This window comes from Endozoicomonas arenosclerae (genome assembly GCF_001562015.1).
GTDB lineage: Bacteria > Pseudomonadota > Gammaproteobacteria > Pseudomonadales > Endozoicomonadaceae > Endozoicomonas_A > Endozoicomonas_A arenosclerae.
This window is the reverse complement of record NZ_LASA01000157.1, coordinates 1-16883: the sequence shown is the minus strand read 5'-3', so window position 1 is coordinate 16883 and position 16883 is coordinate 1. Positions and strand designations below refer to the sequence as shown.

13 protein-coding genes are annotated in these 16883 nt (G+C 45.9%); 6 read left to right on the top strand and 7 right to left on the bottom strand.

Translation table 11 applies throughout. From position 1 onward, the window contains the following. Positions 1-9: 9 nt before the first annotated feature. The 4 genes from WG89_RS23785 to WG89_RS23770 form a co-directional block, all read right to left on the bottom strand. Entirely contained in the window at positions 10-690 is a 681-nt protein-coding gene (locus tag WG89_RS23785; protein WP_062270199.1) for a DUF1826 domain-containing protein, read from the bottom strand. Next, positions 687-1886, bottom strand: a complete 1200-nt coding sequence (gene zigA, locus WG89_RS23780) for a zinc metallochaperone GTPase ZigA (RefSeq protein WP_062270198.1) — start codon at positions 1884-1886, stop codon at positions 687-689. Before zigA ends, WG89_RS23785 begins: the two co-directional genes overlap by 4 nt. Positions 1887-2141: 255 nt before the next feature. Then, positions 2142-5231 (bottom strand): efflux RND transporter permease subunit, encoded by a 3090-nt coding sequence (locus WG89_RS23775; protein ID WP_062270197.1) that lies wholly within the window; start codon positions 5229-5231, stop codon positions 2142-2144. After that, a complete protein-coding gene (locus WG89_RS23770) occupies positions 5228-6349 on the bottom strand; it encodes an efflux RND transporter periplasmic adaptor subunit (RefSeq protein ID WP_079254015.1) in 1122 nt (373 codons plus the stop codon). The genes WG89_RS23775 and WG89_RS23770 overlap by 4 nt, the downstream gene beginning before the upstream one ends. A 304-nt stretch (positions 6350-6653) precedes the next feature. Here WG89_RS23770 and xthA point away from each other — a divergent pair, with 304 nt between their 5' ends. Further along, complete coding sequence (gene xthA, locus WG89_RS23760; RefSeq protein ID WP_062270194.1) at positions 6654-7472, top strand: exodeoxyribonuclease III; 819 nt, start codon at positions 6654-6656, stop codon at positions 7470-7472. Positions 7473-7688: 216 nt separating this feature from the next. On the opposite strand, the gene WG89_RS23755 is transcribed toward xthA, so the two are convergent. After that, positions 7689-8507, bottom strand: a complete 819-nt coding sequence (locus WG89_RS23755; RefSeq protein WP_216638547.1) for an MOSC domain-containing protein — start codon at positions 8505-8507, stop codon at positions 7689-7691. A gap of 103 nt (positions 8508-8610) precedes the next feature. On the opposite strand from WG89_RS23755, the gene WG89_RS23750 reads away from it, so the two are divergent. Next, the gene (locus tag WG89_RS23750; protein WP_062270193.1) at positions 8611-9417 is read left to right on the top strand and encodes a TatD family hydrolase; all 807 of its coding nucleotides are present in this window, start codon (positions 8611-8613) and stop codon (positions 9415-9417) included. Here the strand turns inward: WG89_RS23750 and WG89_RS23745 are convergent. Next, the gene (locus tag WG89_RS23745) at positions 9392-10279 is read right to left on the bottom strand and encodes a cation diffusion facilitator family transporter (RefSeq protein WP_245662970.1); all 888 of its coding nucleotides are present in this window, start codon (positions 10277-10279) and stop codon (positions 9392-9394) included. The two genes, WG89_RS23750 and WG89_RS23745, sit on opposite strands and share 26 nt — an antisense overlap. A gap of 81 nt (positions 10280-10360) precedes the next feature. Continuing rightward, positions 10361-10630 (bottom strand): glutaredoxin family protein, encoded by a 270-nt coding sequence (locus tag WG89_RS23740; protein WP_062270224.1) that lies wholly within the window; start codon positions 10628-10630, stop codon positions 10361-10363. A gap of 235 nt (positions 10631-10865) precedes the next feature. On the opposite strand from WG89_RS23740, the gene WG89_RS23735 reads away from it, so the two are divergent. From WG89_RS23735 to WG89_RS23720, 4 genes are all read left to right on the top strand, one after another. Continuing rightward, positions 10866-12827 (top strand): cation:proton antiporter, encoded by a 1962-nt coding sequence (locus WG89_RS23735; RefSeq protein WP_062270191.1) that lies wholly within the window; start codon positions 10866-10868, stop codon positions 12825-12827. Between the two features lie 238 nt (positions 12828-13065). Further along, on the top strand, positions 13066-14541 hold the full coding sequence (locus WG89_RS23730; protein WP_062270190.1) for a hypothetical protein: 1476 nt from the start codon (positions 13066-13068) through the stop codon (positions 14539-14541). A gap of 36 nt (positions 14542-14577) precedes the next feature. Beyond that, positions 14578-16287: a hypothetical protein gene (locus WG89_RS23725; RefSeq protein WP_062270189.1), complete on the top strand. Its 1710-nt coding sequence runs from the start codon at positions 14578-14580 to the stop codon at positions 16285-16287. 99 nt (positions 16288-16386) lie between these two features. Further along, positions 16387-16587 carry a DUF2970 domain-containing protein gene (locus WG89_RS23720; RefSeq protein WP_062270188.1) on the top strand — a complete coding sequence of 67 codons (201 nt, stop codon included), beginning with the start codon at positions 16387-16389 and terminating at the stop codon, positions 16585-16587. The last annotated feature ends 296 nt before the right edge of the window (positions 16588-16883 follow it).

The window sequence follows — 16883 nt, the reverse complement described above, 5'->3', positions numbered from 1 at the left end:
ACTTATTTTTTAATCATTGGCAAAATCAAGCGTCAATAATAAGCGGCGGCCACCATTTTCTAATTTTGGGGAACGATGAACAAGCCCTGCACCATCATTGCCCTGCCAGCGCTCTCCTTTGAGCAAGGCAACATCGCCAAGAGTGAGTTGCTGCATATCATCAGAGTTGTCAAAGAGTCCTGAGCACTCGTCAGGCTTACCTTGATTGCCTGCCCCGAGTTTGCTGCGATCCACGATTTGATGTGGTAGCCACTGTGTTCCCACTCCGTGATATGTTGTCACTAGTCGACAAGGAACGTGGTCAACATGGAATCGTGGACACATTGCTCTACTCAGCGAGGTCAATCTTAGTCCTGTGCTTTTGAGCTCGAACAGGCAACAGAACATATCAACCAACTGGGTAATATCTTCACTCAAAGACGCTGTTTCCTCAGATGAGCCCAACTCACTATGAATAATGGTAAAAGCGTTTTCTGGAGTGACCACAGTGGACAGTTGCAGTGTTGGTTTTGTTTTAAAAATATGATTTGTGGCTTTGGCCAATGAGTCAGAGAGCTTGCGTTGCCAAATGGTGATGTTGGCCTCTTCCCTATATATATCCGCCAAAACTCCTGGCTGATTACTAGTGACATCTCGTCTGTGTTGAATTTCAGAAGCCAGTGTTTCAGCGGTGGAAGTCATAGTGTTCATACTTCCTCCTGCCATGCGGGAAATGGATCACTTAACGATCTCCAATAATCCTTCCCCCTTAACAGCTCATTTTCTGATAAGAGGCAATCATCAAGTGCATGTATCATTGCTTCTTTATCAAGATTCTGACCAATGAAAACCAATTCTTGTCGCATATCTCCAAAGGGTTCTACCCAGCTTTTCTTTATGGTCGTTAGATATTTTTCATCTGTCGGCCAGTTCTCTTTTGGCATCGATTTCCAGAACATACCCGCAAATCCGTATCGGGCTATGCCGCCAGCCTGACTCCACTGCCCTGCAAACTCAGGTCGTGAGACCAGCCAGAAATAACCTTTTGATCGAATCAACTTACCGAACTTCTGGGTGTCGTGTAGAAATTTAAAGAATTTTTCAGGGTGAAAGGGTCTGCGGGCAACATAGCTGAAGCTTCCAATGCCATATTCTTCAGTTTCGGGAACGTGTTCTCCACGCATTTCCTTGAGCCAACCAGGCGCTTGCTGTGCTTTTTCAAAGTCAAATAGCCCGGTATTAAGGATATCCTCGATAGCCACCTGCCCTTCAGTAATAGGGATTATTCGAGCATGGGTGTTGAGTGTTCTGAGAATGGCTTTCAGGCGTTCGATCTCAGAGGTTTCAACAAGATCTGTTTTACTGATAAGTAAAACATTGGCAAACTCAACCTGATCAACCAGCAAATCGGCAACGCTGCGTCCATCTTCTTCGCCCAGTGACTCGGCTGTTTCTTGTAAATACCTGGCTTCGTCGTAATCTTTTAGAAAGTTTACGGAGTCTACCACTGTGACCATGGTATCAAGCCTTGCCACATCAGACAGAGACACACCGTTTTCGTCCTCAAAGGTAAAAGTCTCCGCAACAGGTAACGGCTCGGAAATACCGGTCGATTCAATGACGAGATAATCGAAACGCCCTGCTTTAGCCAGTTCGCTGATTTCCACCAGAAGGTCTTCACGCAATGTGCAGCAGATACAGCCATTGCTCATTTCAACGAGCTTTTCTTCCTTGTGGCTCAGAGATACCTCATTTTGAACTTGTGCCGCATCAATGTTGATCTCGCTCATGTCATTGACGATGACTGCCAGCTTCTTTCCATGATTATTGTTGAGAATATGACTGAGTACCGTTGTCTTTCCTGCACCAAGAAAGCCTGATGACACTGTCACAGGTAGATGAGACATATAAAAAGTACCTTGATCGATTGAACTGCAATTTCTATTGAGTGTTACGTTATAATATAACATTAACTTTGGTAGTAAAGCTTTGGTACAACTATCATGCAATTCCAGCTATGGGTGTATTTGTAGTCTTTGACTTGATTTGAGAATGATGGTCGGTCGAAATGGTTTACAGAGCTGTTCTGGGGAAACGGGGCAGTAAATTAGCTTGGGAGAAAAGGTGATGCATGTCTGGTTAACAGTGCATCACCCGATTTATTAAACGGCTTTCCTCCTCCAACCGGAAGAAAGCATCAACAGGCAGGGAGTAACGACCAGCGTTAGCAGAGTTGCAAAAGTCAGTCCGCCGGCGATAGAGGTGGCCAATTGATTCCACATTTGAGTGAAAGGCGCCCCTACTTCTATAGAGTGATTGAAAATATTGATATTGATGGACAATACCATAGGCATCAGGCCGAGCACCGTGGTCACCGTTGTTAACATCACAGGCCTTAGACGCTGAGCTCCGGTTCTCAAAACAGCATCTCTTGTACTTAGCCCCTCTTTCCTCAAGCTATTGAAAGTATCAATCAATACAATGTTGTTGTTCACGACAATGCCTGCCAAAGCAATGATGCCGATTCCACACATAACAATGCCGAAGTTCTGATCGGTAATCATTAAGCCCAGGAAAACACCACCGGTGGCAAGTACTACTGCAGACATAATCAGAGCAGCCTGATAGAAACTGTTGAATTGGGTCACCAGAATCATAGCCATAATAAACAGTGCCACACTGAAGGCTTTCATCAGAAACTGGCCACTTTCTTTCTGGTCTTCTTCCTCACCTTTAAAGTCAAAGGTGACGTCACTGCCCATTTGGGCTGCGGCCAATTCCTCAGTTAGTAAAGGAATCTGTTGTGAAAGTAACTGACCTTCAACCAGATCTGCAGAGATAGTGATGGTGCGTTTACCATCTACTCGCTTGATGTTGTCCAACTTGCTGCTGACTTCTCTTTCCGTAAAGTTACCAATAGGTACTAAACCGGTGGAGGTCATCAGACGAAGTTGATCAATACTTTCAAGGTGACGTTCGTTCTCCGGGTAACGGATACGGATATCGACTTCATCATCGGCATCATCAGGTCGGTAGGAACCCACAGTAAGGCCAGAAGTCACCATACGAACCATGCTGCCAGTGGTGGCTACATCAGCACCGTATCGGGCAGCTTCAGCTCTGTTGATACTGAGTCGCCACTCGTAACCAGGTGCCGGACCGGAATCTTCTATATTGGTAAACGCACCTAGTCCTTCCAAAACCTGCCGGGTTTTAGCAACGGCATCATAAAGTGTGTCGAGATTATCAGCTCGTACAATCAGCTCCAAAGGTTTACTGGTTGGAGGCCCATCCTTAACCCGCTCGACGGCAATATCAAGACCGGAAAAGCTACTTAACCTCTGCTCGGCATCCTGGGCAATTGCTAATGTGGTACCACGGAGTTGCCAGTCTTGCAGGTTAACTCTTAAAGTCCCTACAACCTGACTGTCGCCTGTTCTGGCATATAGGGTTTCCATCCCGGGAAGATCCATCAATTTAGCTTCTACCTTTTCAAGCAGAGTGTCTTTTTCATCCACTGACAGATTTCCGGAGTTCACTTTAACTGTGATAATAATGGCGTTGGTGTCAACGTCCGGGAAGAATTCTACGCCGCGGCTGGTTTTGATAAATAGAGTGAAAATCAGGGCCACCGTCGTGCAGGTGAACAGAATCACTTTACCTGGATGGTTAATGGCTGTGCCAAGTACCGAAACGTATCGCCCAATAAAACCACCTGTTTGAGACAGATCACCCGACTCAATGGCATGCATGGAGGCTTTTTCTTTCTTGCCCAGAGATCGCGGTTTCCCAATCATCGCACCAATGGTAGGGATAAAGATCAGAGCCATAGCCAGTGATGATGCCAGTGTGGCAATCAGGGTCAGGGGGAGGAATTTCATGAATTCCCCCATCATTCCTGGCCAGAACATCAATGGGAAGAAGGCGGCCAGTGTCGTCGCGGTAGAGGCTATGATGGGCCAGGCCATTTTACGGGAAGCTTCAAGATACGCCTGTTTGCGATGGACCCCCTCCCCCATTCGCCGGTCGGCGTACTCTGTGACTACTATTGCACCATCAACCAGCATGCCTACCGCCATGATCAGGGAAAAGAGTACCACCATATTAATGGTGAGACCCATGATGCCGAGAATCAGAATACCGGAAAGGAATGAACCGGGAATGGCTATACCCACCAACAGAGCACTGCGTGCGCCCAGTGCACCCACAATGATAACAACGACAAGAATAACGGCTGAGAGAACATTGTTCTGCAGATCCGAAACCATCATTTTGACTTCTTCGGACTGATCTCCCACATAATCCACTTGCAGGGTCTCAGGTCCTGATGCTATGGCCTGATCAATGATGTATCGGGCTACTTCTATGGCTTCAATAATGTTTTCACCCGGTCGTTTTTTGATTTCCAGGGCAATACTGTTATCACCGTTCAGCCGGGCATAACCACCGCCTTCCTTAAAAGTACTTAAAACAGTGGCTATATCTGCAAATGTGACGACACGGTTCTCTTCTACCTTTACAGGTTGAGAGAGAATATCTGCCGGTGTCTTATAAACGGCAGGGACTTTAATAGAATAACTGCCTTGCCCTGTATCCATACTGCCTGCGGCAACCAGCTGGTTATTCTGGGATACAAGATTGATAACATCGGTTGGAACCAGCCCATAGCTTTCCAGCTTCATTGGATCAATGATGACATCGATGACTTCTTCCCGGTCGCCCGCTATTTCCACTTCCAGAATGGCTTTTTGAGCTTCCAGTTCATCCTTGATGGCTCGGGCAATTTTAACCATCGCTCGTTCTGGCAGGTTACCCGATAGAATCGCAGTGATAACTGGGTTCTGACTGGCCATGGTGATTTGTTCAATGACCGGTTCATCAGTGCCATCAGGCAGTTTACTTTTGGCCAGATTTACCTTGTCCCGGACATCAGCCAGTGCTTTATCAAGCTCAACGCCAGCATCGAATTCCAGAGTAACCGAGGCGTGTGATTGAGAGGCTGTTGCAGAAAGTTCTTTAACCCCTTCAAGGCCCTGAAGCTCTTTCTCAAGGGGTAATACCAGAAGTCTTTCCGAGTCTTCAGGTGAAATACCTTCATAACTGACTGAAACATAAACATAGGGAATGGGTATGTCAGGCGAAGATTCTCTGGGTATCGTCAGGTACGAGAGCATGCCTGATACCAGTATCAGGACAAACATCATTAAAATGGTACGGCTGCGATTCAATGACAGGCCTATCAGACTGCTCATGGTGAATCCCCTGCTACCGCAATATTCTGTCCAGGTTCGACAATGACTCTATCCCCTTCCCTGACAAAACCATGTCCCCGGGTAATTAATCGGGCGCTGGCCGGGATGCCGGTTAGCCAGATACCACTGGCTTCAGACTTAACAATATCTACAGGGGTAAAGTGAACCTGGTCTCCACCATCCACCCACTTGATACCCGGATTGCCATTTTCATCAAGACTCAGCAAGGCTGGAGAGACCTTGATCGCTTCTACCTGACTCAGTTCGAGCTCAGCTTCGACACTCAGCCCGGCTGGAGTATTCATGTTCTCATTAGGCAGATTGAGCTCTACTTTAAAGGTACGAGTCCCTGACTCAGCCAGGCGAGCAATATAACGGACCTCGGCTACAGCCGTTTCACCAGAAGAAAAACGAATGTTCGCTGAGTCCCCCTGATTAACGGAAGCAATGTGACTCTGAGGTACGTCTACAGATACCACCAGAGGATCAAGATCCAGCAACTCTGCAACAGGCTTGCCCATCTCTATATAATCACCTTGTTCTACAAAGCGAGTATTAAGAATCCCCGAAACCGGTGCACTTATACGAGTGTTCTCAAAATCGATCTCAAGTCGGGTAAGCTCTGAACGAGCTTCACTCAGCGCCACTTCCAGCTGCGGCAGTTCATTCTCGGCAATCAGATTTTTACTTTTCAGTGACTGGGCAGAATTAAAATCCAGCTCAGCTTTTCGAACCCGGGCTTTGGCTGCAGCAATCTGGGCAGGCAGTGCGCCTTCCTTTAATGTCGCTATAGCCGCTCCACGTTCAAGGAGTTCACCTTTTTGACCTGCCGTTGTCATGACTCGCGCAGGAATTTCAGCACTGATGGTGACTACCCTGTCAGGCTGGGTTTCACCAAACAGGGTCAGGGTTCTGTGAATCGTCTCAACCGGGAAGGTTCTGGCAGATACTGTAGCCAGAGGTAATGCTGTTTCGGTGTTACTTAAGGCGCTATTTTCATTCTGACTATCAGTTTTGCCTGTATCAGACATGGAGGTGACGTCAGCGGTGACCAGATAGATTCCCAGAAGCCCCGCCATTCCTCCAGCAAGGAGCCAGGATCGATTTATGTCAGGCATAGAGTGTTCGCAATTTTATTGATCGTTCTTATGATGTCGTACGACCTTGTACGATACTGTAGAGGCAACTATAAAGAAGCAGACATGTCAGCAGCAAGTAAAGGGCCCGATCTTTGCACTTCTCTGACCTTGGGTACCCTGATCTTGCTTATATCGGGGAAATATTTCAGCTATGATGCCGTGTGCCTGGCCGTAAACAGTCCGTTTTCTGTTTCAAAAAATTGCATCGCTCCTGGTAATGCCTATCCGGGAGCCATTCCTGCCAGGCTTCAGTCATGCCATCTAAGGAAGCCATTTCAAGTTTATGAAAGTCATAACCTTTAATGTCAATGGAATACGTGTCCGTCTGCATCAGCTGAAGGCTCTGATCGAAAAGCATCAACCGGAAGTAATCGGTCTGCAGGAAATCAAGGTCACCGACGAAGACTTCCCGGTAGCTGCCATAGAAGAGCTGGGGTATCACGTAGAATACTTTGGCCAGAAAACACACTACGGTGTGGGGCTGATGAGTCGCCAGAAACCTCTCAGTGTAGAAAAAGGTTTCAAAACCGATGGACCTGATGCCCAGAGAAGATTGATCACCGCTGAATACCAGAATGAAAACGGCCAGAAATTTACAGTGATTAATGGTTACTTTCCCCAGGGCGAAAGCCGTGACCACCCTACCAAGTTTCCGGCCAAGCAAGCTTTTTATCAGGACCTGATGTCCACTCTTGAAAGCGATTATTCACCGGATCAGCCCCTGATCGTTATGGGTGATTTTAACATCTCTCATACAGATACCGACATTGGCATCGGCCCCGATAATGCCAAGCGCTGGTTGAGAACAGGTAAATGCAGTTTTCTGCCAGAGGAAAGAGAATGGTTTGATCGACTGTTGGCCTGGGGATTCACTGATTGTTATCGAGTCTGCCCTGAAAAGAACAGTGAAGAGCTCTATAGCTGGTTTGACTACCGCAGTCGTGGATTTGATCGTGAGCCCAAACGAGGTTTACGAATAGATGGTGTTATAGCGACCGACTGTCTTATGAAGCACTGTAAAGCAACCGGAATTGATTACGATATCCGGGGTCTGGAGAAACCTTCTGATCATGCTCCTCTTTGGGTGGAATTCGACGTTTAGGACTTGTCTGAAATTAACTTCCTTGTTGAACACTCTCAATAACCCGTTCGGGCTGAGCCTGTCGAAGCCCAATACCACGACCCTTCGACAAGCTCAGGGTGAACGGAATCCGTGTGTAAATCGGGAAGCTATTTCGAGACAATCCCCTAATTATAAAATAGCCTCTTGAATCAAGAGGCTACAGACTTTTATTAAATTAGAATCTAGCTGTTGGTTTCAGCTCAAAATCTCTACACTGTCGCCTACACGAATCACACCTTCTGATTCATGGATAAGATTTTGTCCAAAAATCACACCCATGTCCGTCTTTCGGTAACCCGCTAACGTCATCAATGGATCCTTGCCCACCTTAACGCCTGTCTCAGGCTCCACCGTGGTCATCACACAGCGACTGCACGGTTTCGCGACACGAAAACTGACTTCTCCGATTCTTATGCGCTTCCAGTTATCTTCCGCATAGGGCGCAGTACCACTGATGACAATATTGGGCCTGAATCGATCCATGGTGACGGGTGATGCCAGTCGGCCATTGAGTTCCAGCAAAGACGCTTCCGTTGTCAGTAAGAAAGGAAAACCATCCGCAAACCCTGTGCTGTCTCCTTCGATGGCAAAACGCTTATCAACCTGACGGTGAGTAGTATCAGGAAATTTTACCAGTCGGCAGGGTTTTCCAAGATAATCTGACAGCCATTGTGCAGCAGTATCACCTGCATCCAGAGCACTGACTTCATCACTCCATACTTTCACAGTTTGTTTAACCGACGCAGTCTGCTGTTCAGGATTTAAGACGGAAATTGACTCTATTCCAGGTGCAGAAAGCATGAGTCCTGATTCATCTGGAATGGCTGAAACCAGAACCATTTTGGGGTAATGGCGCTGGGTCATGAATTTCCCAGTCAAATCCACAACCATCCAGCGGCGGTCATTCACAAACCCCATTCGATCCATTCTTGCCTGTTCGACCGAAATCTTTTTAAGGGATTTCACAGGGTGGATGGCCAGGTGGGAAACAGTAAGAGAAGACTCTGTCATCATGGTCTCGCTAAAGAATCATCAAAAACACCGGCCAGCCTGATTGCCATGCCCCCCGGAGATTGGAGACAATGTATCAGATTTTTACCCTGTTCTTCGAGGTGTTATGCAATCCCATCTGATTGATATCGGTGTTAACCTCACTGATAAACAATTTTCAAAAGATCGTCACGACGTTGTAGAAAGAGCGGTAGAAGCGGGTGTCAGTACCATGATTCTCACCGGCACTTCTGTCAATGAGTCTCAGCACGCTCTGGAATTAGCCCGGGAATTCCCTCAACACTGCTATTCAACCGCTGGCATTCATCCTCATGATGCTAAAAATGCCACGGAATCCTGCTATCAAACCCTCAAAGAACTTTTTCAGGCTCCTGAAGTGGTTGCTGCTGGTGAAATGGGACTGGATTTCAACCGTGACTTTTCACCAAGGCCTGTACAAGAGAAGGTTTTTCAGGAGCAACTTCAGCTGGCTGTAGATTCCGGATTACCTGCATTCTGTCATGAGCGTGAGGCTGATGAACGCTTTTGCACCATTGTTAAAGAGTTCCGTGATCAACTACCAGATTTGGTCGTTCATTGCTTTACTGCTGACAAGAAAGCTTTGTATCAATACCTTGATTTGGATTTGCACATTGGCATCACTGGTTGGGTCTGTGATGAAAGAAGAGGCACGCATTTACATCCGCTGCTGAAAGACATTCCTGAAAATCGCCTGATGATTGAGACCGATGCGCCCTGGCTGTTACCAAGAAGTATGGAGAAAAAGCCCAAAAACCGTAGAAATGAACCGGCTTTCCTGCCCTGGGTGGTGAAAACTATTGCTGAGCAGACAGGTAAAACCTTCGAGCAGGTGGCTGAGCAAACTTCAGCCACCTCAAGGGCCTTCTTTAATTTGGATCAAGGTGAACAATAATGTCGGCATTTGGCAGATACTCCATGATGGCGTCTTCTGCCGCCTGACCAATATCATGGGCCTTACGAAGGCTCTGATCACCGTTCAGATCAATATGCATCTGAATGAAGGGAACTCGACCTGAAATTCGGGTTCTCATTTCATGAATACCCCTGACACCTTCAATGGCCAGTACAATCCTCTCGATTTCATGAACTTGCTGATCGGGCAGAGAATGGTCCATAAGCTGCTGGGCAGCATCCCAGGCCATTTTGCCAACACTGGCCAGCATATAAATGGAGATTAACAGGGCAAAAGCGGGATCCAGATAAAAGTAACCCTGACTGACCCCATAGAGGGCAATAATGACTGAAACATTAGTGAGTAAATCCACTTTGTAATGCATCGAGTCTGCCGCAATGGCGGCTGAACCTGTCTTTTTGACAACGTAAGTCTGAATTGAGATCAGAATTAAAGTCGCAACAATTGAGAAAAGCATCACTGTCATACCGACAGATTCATTATCGATACTGCTCCCCTGCCCTAACAATTGATCAATGGCGCTGAGAAACAGAATGATAGCGGAACCGGATATAAAAGCCGATTGAGCCAGAACGGCCAGATACTCTGCTTTGCCATGACCAAACCGATGCTCTTCATCTGCGGGTTCCAGAGCTATTCGTACCGCCACCAGGGTAATGATTGAGGCAATCACATCCATTACGGAATCCAGCAAAGTAGCCAGAACACTGAGAGAACCGGTCATAAACCAGGCTGCAATCTTTACCAGTATCAGAATGGCAGCGGTAGCAACAGAAGCTTTGGAAGCCAGCTTCATCAACTTTTCATGATTGTCGGAAGGCTTTTCAAGCGATGTAGACATAGGATCCATTAATGCTGATTGGGATTATTCCTTTTTCAAAGAATACTGAAAGTACCCGTAAAATCCTAGAACCCTTGTTTGTCAGGCCATCTGGTTTACTAGATGGTTATATATCCATTCACCCAATTGCTCCATTTCTAAGGGCCAGCCTATTTCCTGGCCGTCTTCCGTTGCAATCACTGGAATTCTGACACCATAAGACTCAATCAGGGCATCGGATTCACTGATTTCTACAGGAGACCACTGGAATTGGTTATGAAGTTGGGGGTGCTGGCCGAGAACATTAAGGAATTCTTCTGCATGTTCACACAGATGACAGCCGGAAGTGGTATAGAGAAATAAGTGCAGCACAAGTTTTCCTGAACAGCGGGAGAGTAAGTCGGGTACAATTGTATCAGTTCGCACAGATTTATGGAGCCTGTCTGATTCCTGCTTTGAGGTATGAGTCAGCAGACCCCATGGGTACGCACTTCCAGTCCAAGCAGCCATGAGCCGGCAATTCAGCTCACGCCGAAGTATCGAAGTGCTACAGGGCTTGGGAGAGCTGCATTTTCATACTAAAAAGTATAACCAGGTCTGACAAACGATGGACTTTACCTTTTTCAATCAATTGATGTTAATTCTGGCCCTTTCCGTAGGGGCCATTGCGCTGTTTCATCGCCTGAACCTGCCGGAAAGCCTTGGCTATCTGGCCGTGGGAATTGTGGTAGGCCCAACAGCAACCGGTTTGATCGATCATAGCTTTGATATCAGTCTGCTGGCTGAAATCGGCGTGGTCTTTCTGTTGTTTACCCTCGGCCTTGAGTTTTCCATGAAACGCATCAAGTCCATGAAACGTGAAGTTTTTGGACTGGGTGGGGTTCAGGTCTTATTATGTGGAGCCGGTATATTCGGGGCCTTGCTGGTCGTAGGTACCCCGATAAAAGAAGCACTGATCGTAGCCGCAGCCCTTGCACTCTCTTCGACTGCAATTGTTTCGAAAGAACTGACTCAAAGTAATGAGATTCGCAGCCGTCAAGGACAAATGGCCATTGGCGTTCTCTTGTTTCAGGACATTGCTGCGGTACTCTTCCTGATTCTGGTGCCCGCATTGGCCGGTGCTGGTGACAAATCCGTTTTTACAACCATCAGTATGGCTCTGGTAAAAGGCTTGTTCTTTGTACTGGCCATGATGGCTATCGGAAAATGGGTTCTCCCAAGAGTATTTAATGAAGTGGCTAGGGCTCGATCTGAAGAGTTATTTGTTCTTACCGCTTTAATGATTGCCCTTATGGCGGCCTGGCTCACCCATGTCCTTGGATTGTCCATGGCACTTGGTGGTTTTGTAGCTGGCATGATGATGGGTGAGAGTAATTATAAGCATCAGGTCGAAGCGGATATCAGGCCTTTCCGGGATATTTTGCTGGGACTGTTCTTCGTCTCTGTAGGGCTGATGCTGGACCTCAATATTCTGCTTAAGTTCTGGCCTGCAATTATTCTGGGTACTGCCGGTCTGGTCATTTTCAAACTGGGGGTTATTACGCTCCTTGCCAGATTATTGAAAGAGAAGAAAAGCACGTCTCTGAAAACCGGCCTGGCTCTGGCCCAGGGTGGTGAATTCTGCTTTGCTCTGATTGCACTGGCTACCCAATATGGTCAAACCGGTGGAGAGCGTGCCTCTGTGGTTTTGGCCACCACCATTCTCTCAATGATCACTGCCCCTCTTCTGATCAGAAACAGCAAGAGAATCGTGAATCTGATCTATAAAAAGCAGGAAGCCATCCAATCTCAGAAAGATCAGGGTGATATCGAGCAGCAGGTATCCCATATTAACCAGCACACACTGATTTGTGGCTATGGTCGTGTAGGACAGACCATCAGTCGATTCCTTTCCCAGGAAAAACTGGCTTATGTTGCAGTTGATGATGATCCCCTGCATGTCCACGAAGCAGGGTTGGCAGGTGAACCGGTCTTTTATGGTGACTGTCGCAGGCTTGAGCTACTGGAATCAGTCGGATTGAAACGGGCCAAGCAGGTGATTATCTGTATCGATCGCAGTGAAAATGCTCTTGAGATCGTGAAGACCGTTCGTTCAAACTATCAGGAAATTCCAATTCTGGTCAGAACCCGTGATGACAGCCTGACTGCAACTCTGAAGGATGCCGGGGCAACAGCGGTTATCCCGGAAGTTCTGGAATCCAGTCTGTTAATTGTCAAACACGTATTGTTAATGCTGGGCATGGACCGCAATCAGGTCAGGGGCAAAATTCATACAGCCAGAGAGCAGCAATATGACATTCTGAACAGCTACTATCCGGGCTATGAAGATGTACTAGCTGACAGTGAAGAGACCTCACTACGACATGCCGTTAATGTCTGCAAGGGTAATTCCTGTGAAGGACTTAATCCCTGTGAACTTCCCCTGGAAAAGGATGTATCCATTGTTGAAGTCAAGCGGGATGGACATAGCTTTGAGCCTGAGGAACTGGAGTCCCTGGAGCCGGATGATATTGTTATCCTGACCGGCCCCCTCGCCCCCATGCAACAATCCGAAAAAAATCTTATCTGATGGCATACAGCCCCGAATATCGGGGCTGTTTTTTTATCCTGATCCTGTCAGTATTTAATTCTTATCGACGTAGCATAAATATATAAATATCTACTTATATAATAAAAATAAGTGCATTCATTTCAATATGATACAAGAATAACCTCATGGTTATTCAAAGAGACACTATAATAATCTTTCCTAAGGACTTAGAAAAAAACAGGGGGTTATCTAAAAAACATATAATTCAGGTGTATATATGGCTACTCGATCGACACAGCGCTCCATTTCACTGTTCACCCAGCTGCTGTTGATTCTGATTCTTCTTAAGCCGTCTTTCAGTCACGCTTTTTTCTTTGAGTATTATCAGCCCGGTTTCTATTCAGGTATTGAAGATCAAACCTACAACGAATCGTTACCTTCTCAGAAGGTTGCAGTTGTAGAGCAACAAGAGCCCTTCTTCTGTAATGACTATAAAACGAATTTCGATGAGTTTAATAGCAGACCCTCTACTTCCCTGATCAAATTCGGCGTATTTGCAGTTCCAGCTGGAGTGTTGACTTCTCTAATGATTGGAGGGGTCGACCCTGTTCTCTTTGCTCATAAACCCTTGTTTTTATTGAATCTCGTTGTTGTTTTATCCTTGTCTATTTTTCAAACGACATACACCAATGAGTATGTGTTACCAGCAACGGCCTACAAGCAAGTTGAAAACGGAACAAATCATGTAGTCACTGTAGGTAGCAATAGTACCCAGCTTTACAAAGAAGAATCCGGCGCTGGGTTTGCCATAACAGGTTTGACCAATGCCGGTTTAAATCTGATGGCTGACTTCTACAACATGAATAATCCCAGTCCTGGCCCAGGTGTGAACTTCCTGGAGAATTTTGCCATTGGAGCCAAATCCATTGGTTTCACCAGTAATATGGCTTCGGCTCTCAGAACTCGCTTTAAAAATAACTACCTGAGTAAAGGCTATACAAGCCATGAAGCCAGTGCCGCTGCATCAAGGGACGTTGCCATCATCTATACCTCTGCGTTGGCAGGTGTTGTCAAAACAGGGCTTCTTAATTCCGAAGCCATGCAAGGCATCAACGCAGGGGACATAGAGAGGTACTCCTGGGACATGGCTCATTATGTCGGTAAACGTTACTACCATGTTTCACTCTCAGCAGGGCTTATGATCACAGCAGCCTACGAAAGTATTGGCTCTCTTGAAAATTACTGTATGGCAAATTTCGACAGAGTCCTTCCCTATGCCCATTATCAGGACGAAGAAAAGCAGGCGTTCTGTAAAGGCATTGCGTCTGTCACCGTGGCTTCAATATCAGGTTTTGCCTTATTGAAATACTCCAGTGGCCTGACCTTGATCTATTTAACCAATGCTGCAGAAGCGTCAGGTCTGGTAGGGACAGAGATGGCTATTACTGCGGGTCGAAATATGTTTGAACACCCAGTAGCAAAAGATACCGCAGGACTGACTCTGGGTGGGGCATTTACCGCCGGTTCATTGTATTTGAACTTGTACTACTTTCCTGGACTATTCATGACTAACTTTGTACATGGTTCAGGGTTAATCATGATCTATGAAGGCGGCTCAACTCTGGTAAGTCACTCTTATCCCGTTGCAGGCAAAATACTGGCACTTGGACACACTGTAATGGGTAATTATGACTATGTGTGTAAACCAAGAAAAAATCCTGATGTAAAAGGCATCACACTTCAGGCGCCATAACACAATTCAAGCTGTTTTATTATTTAAGGATGCTCCATGCAAGCACTGGTCAGACTGTTTTTGTCATTATCAATATTGATAGTACTGAGTGTTGAATCTATAGCGCAATCCAGTATCGAAGACAGTATTCCAGTATTAAGACCATCAGTGATGCCAGATGCACATCTGTTGTTCAATAAGTTGCTAGATAAAGATGCAACTTCGTTTGAGGGGATTTTTGTAACTGGCTCAGATAGAAAAAAGCAAGAAGAAGACTCTGTTTACGTAGTCAGACTGCCTGCAATGACTCATAGCGCCGCAATAGATTATGTCAAGAATGAGCTACCTACCACTCATCGTGGTCGAACGTTAACCCAATCTTATGTGCTTGAATGTGAACAGAAAAATCACAAGTGTGAACTCTACGTTCATCTCCATGAATCTGAACTGACAGATAAACCCATTGCTGCAACCTATGAAATTCCAATCATCCTTGAGCTTGAAGCAGCAAAAACAGATGAATCTACAAGTACATCAGAGGCTTTTGAAGGCAACGCCAGGCAGGAAAACACAAAGCGTCAATCTGAAGAGCATTGCGAAGCAGGATTACCCTGCCCCAGTCCTACTGTAGATAGCACTGAGATATCAGAAGCAAAGCCAACAATTACAAATAGTGACCTGCCTGATGTTGAAGCGGATTGGTACGAAAAGCTGTATATCTTTCAAAATATGCAGAGCTCCGACACGTTGGTGTTGAGACAGAACATTGTTTATTACTCAGGAAAATCACTGCCGCTGTTGCTTGATTTGTTAAATTCATTACTTTTTTATGCTGGAACCATTGATACCAGTTTTGGCTATTATGGACATTTTGCCAATACTCAAGTCCTGGCTGAAATTTTAGCTCTAGGTGATCATCTTCCTACCATCATTAAAGATCATAATCTTGTGCTTGTATCGCCTCAGGTAGATGCCACAGGCTATTCATTAGCTGCAGCAATTTATGTGACTTATAAATATTATTGGAATGATCTTGTTCTTGATAAAAAGCACATGAGTCAATCTGATGTCCGTGTTTTTTTCGCTTGGAAATTGTTTGCCAATGTAGCCACTAAGGCAGTTTCTCAATTTGGTGAGAACAGACTTTTTGCAGATGAAAGCGACCCTGAAGTCCGGAAAATGAAAGCCTCTGTATTTACCAGTCTCGTAACTGCCATGCCCTATGGCGCCAAGCTGGTGGCTTCTGTCCTAACGGGCAGAAATTATGCAAACCATTTGCTTAAGGCCATCCCTGCTGATCACTTGCTATCGTGCTCAATCAGTACGAGTGGTAACTGTTTACAACTGTTTTTTCATCGTTTACTGGGAGATGCAGACCTGGTGACTATACCTGCCACAGCAACTGAGCCAGCAAAGCAAGTGCAAGCAGGGCTTGCCTATATTCCATCAGCTATCACTCAGGCCACTATTGGGCAGGTTTGTAAAAAAGCAGGTTTGACTGTTGTGGCTGGGCACTACACAAAAGGTGCTGGCTATGCATTGATTGATGGAGTAGACAAATATCTTGTAGCGCAGGGAGCCAGTGATCTTAAACGTTACTCTGTGCTTTCAGGTGGTGCTCTGATAATGAGTGCAACCAACTATCAATACAGCAAAGCTTTCGCAACCGGATTCAGTAACCGTTATGCAAAATATATGATGCTGTATGCCGCTACAGCCATAGTAACTGCCATGGAGTTTGTCTTTTACACTTCCATATTTATGTAACTATGCAAATGTCAGGGACATTCTGAAGAGAATTATTGATTGAAATTCTGAATCAGGAATGTAATAAGATGAGGTTGGTTTACACAGCAGGGAATCTTCATGGCAAAAGGTACAGGCTTTTTATCAACGCTTCAGAGTGCTCTGGCATCTGCCTTCGGTGTGCAAAGTGATAAAAACAGGGAACGTGACTTTTCGGAGGGTAAGCCAGCGCACTTCATTATCGCTGGTATCATTGGCACAACTCTTTTTATTCTTCTGTTAGTGCTGGTGGTCAAACTGGTACTCAGTCAGACTGGATAAGTTTACTGCTGACTGACCCAATATACGGCAGTGACAACGATCAGCATAATGATTGAAACCGCTGCAATTGCATCGACAGTACTGTCCTTCATCGTTTTGTCCTGAGCCATCTCTCATCCCCTCAATCAGTTGTTGGATAGCGTTACCCCAAGCTAGCTGATTATTTTCTCACAGGCAACTACCCACTCTTTATTTTCTGAACCCTGTCCTTTTCGATAAAAAGTTGGCCGAATTGAACCTGAAAAATCATGATCTGTGGGATTTCGGGATCGCTTATTGAAGGGCATGAACAGAGG